Source organism: Pontibacter sp. BAB1700 (genome assembly GCF_000277005.1).
Lineage (GTDB): Bacteria > Bacteroidota > Bacteroidia > Cytophagales > Hymenobacteraceae > Pontibacter > Pontibacter lucknowensis.
Map to the genome: position 1 here is coordinate 1 of NZ_AKIS01000250.1, position 1,042 is coordinate 1,042.

1 protein-coding gene is annotated in these 1,042 nt (G+C 37.9%); it reads left to right on the plus strand.

Annotated features, from left to right (window positions below; genetic code table 11):
* Positions 1 to 396: 396 nt before the first annotated feature.
* Entirely contained in the window at positions 397 to 747 is a 351-nt protein-coding gene (locus O71_RS22335) for a hypothetical protein (protein ID WP_007661242.1), read from the plus strand.
* The last annotated feature ends 295 nt before the right edge of the window (positions 748 to 1,042 follow it).

The following is a 1,042-nucleotide window of genomic DNA, read 5'->3' on the forward strand; positions in this document are numbered from 1 at the left end:
ATCCATAAGTATTAATACTTATCAAAAACCAGGTATACTTTAAAAAGCACTTCAATGATGTTTTAACAAAGAAATTACGGCTAACGCTTCTTTCCCCCTCCTGTCAACCTCCAATAAACTCAGAATCAAGTCCTTTAAATTATTCTTTGAAAAATATATAAAATGAATATCTGAAACACTTTTGCTTTTGTGCTGTGAAGCTACGGGATGAAGACTATAATACTGTCGAGACCATCGGACGAGTAGCAGCCAATGGGACCTCAGCTGTTTAGAGGAAGACACGCTGCACAAATGTGTAGAGCAAAAACTTGAAGGTTCCAGCGGTTACAGGTATACCCAGCCATTCAATTGGATAGGTTTTTGCTAATATTTAACAGAACCTTATGCGTTATACCTATGAAAAAATTATCCCTCGTGTTCGCACTTACTATCCTGGCATGTACCTGGAGTTATGCACAGGCAGTACCTGCCTCTCTTGTTACAACTACTGCTCAACGAACTGAGGAGTACTGTGAGCTCAGGTTCTTTGTGAAAGCTCTTTTCAGTACTAAAGTGCATGCGCACGTTGATTTCGGCAACGGTGAAGAGGTATTGAAAGACACTCAAGGAAATAACATTGATTTCATATCCCCTATGGCTGCTCTGAACTACATGAATAGCAAAGGCTGGAAATTAGTCGATACCTATCCCAGGGTTCATGAAGGAAGTAGTTGTACCTACTATGTGATGAAACGGAGTTTGGAGTGAAAGTACTCTTTTAAAAACGCACAAAAACGCCCTGCAGATTAGCATCTGCAGGGCGTTTTTAGTTTACTTAAACCTTGGGCCGGACATTAAAAAGTTCTTGATAGCTGCTTGTGGTTTGAAACATGCTTTTGCAGGGTGTATAGTGACGTGTTAATATAATTTTATTAATATCAACAGATTCTAACTGATGTTCTACCACCTAATTTACTACTACTAACATGATCCTCATCATGAGTACGTCTTTATATTAGAGACTATAGTACCATAAAACTTTATTAGAATTTATATATATTTA